This window comes from Longirhabdus pacifica (assembly GCF_004115085.1).
In the GTDB taxonomy this organism is placed as follows: Bacteria; Bacillota; Bacilli; order Paenibacillales; family DSM-105158; genus Longirhabdus; species Longirhabdus pacifica.
This window is the reverse complement of sequence record NZ_QXJP01000059.1, coordinates 1-1,130: the sequence shown is the minus strand read 5'-3', so window position 1 is coordinate 1,130 and position 1,130 is coordinate 1. Positions and strand designations below refer to the sequence as shown.

The following is a 1,130-nucleotide window of genomic DNA, read 5'->3' as shown; positions in this document are numbered from 1 at the left end:
TAATTGCCAAAACAATCGGCTGTTCTCGTTTTGTGTTCAATAGGTTTTTAGCACTTTGGATTGATACTTACAAAGAGACGGGCAAAGGTTTAACCTACAGTACTTGTTCTTCACAATTGCCACAACTTAAGAAAGAATTTGTTTGGTTAAAAGAAGTTGACAGCATTGCTATTCAATCCTCACTAAAACATTTAGCCGATTCGTATACACGATTTTTCAAAAAACAGAACAAAGCACCCCGTTTTAAATCTAAAAATAACAAGGTTCAGTCTTACACAACAAAGTACACAAACGGAAATATCGCCATGGTAGAAAATAAGATCAAGTTACCTAAATTAGGTTTTGTTAAGTGTGCGAAAAGTCGTGAAGTGGAAGGACGTATTCTTAACGCTACAATTAGACGTAACCCCAGTGGTACATACTTTGTGTCCATTCTTGCAGAAGTAGAAGTGCAACAACTCCCCAAAACCGGTTCTTCTGTCGGAGTGGATGTGGGTTTAAAAGACTTTGCTATCCTTTCAACGGGTGAAGTATTTTCAAATCCTAAATGGTTCCGTACATTAGAAAAAAAGTTAGCGGATGCACAACGTGTTCTTTCCAGAAGACAGGAATTAGCATGGAAACGAAACTGCAAACTAGACGAAGCAAAAAACTATCAAAAACAAAAACGCAAAGTAGCACGGCTGCATGAGAAAATCACAAATGCTAGAACAGACTACTTGCATAAAATCTCTACCAACATCATCAAAAACCACGATGTAATTGGTATGGAAGACTTGCAAGTATCCAATATGTTGAAAAATAATAAATTAGCCAAAGCGATTAGTGAAGTGTCTTGGTCACAATTCAGAAATATGCTTGAATACAAAGGGACTTGGTATGGTAAAGAAGTTGTTGTTGTCTCTAAAACATTCGCTAGCAGTCAACTGTGTTCGTGTTGTGGCTATCAAAATAAAGACGTTAAGCATCTCCATCTTCGTGAGTGGGAGTGCCCTTCTTGTTGTACGATACACAATCGGGATGTTAACGCAGGATTAAACCTTAGAAACGAAGCGATTCGTCTCTTAACCGTAGGGACTACGGGGATAGCCTAATAAACAATTGGCGGTTACGCTGATGTTCTTAGGAAT

At 38.1% G+C, this 1,130-nt stretch carries 1 protein-coding gene; it reads left to right on the top strand.

Annotation, left to right across the window (positions count from 1 at the left end; translation table 11 throughout):
- Positions 1-2 precede the first annotated feature (2 nt).
- The gene (tnpB, locus tag D1Z92_RS17055) at positions 3-1,094 is read left to right on the top strand and encodes an IS200/IS605 family element RNA-guided endonuclease TnpB (protein ID WP_240666796.1); all 1,092 of its coding nucleotides are present in this window, start codon (positions 3-5) and stop codon (positions 1,092-1,094) included.
- The last annotated feature ends 36 nt before the right edge of the window (positions 1,095-1,130 follow it).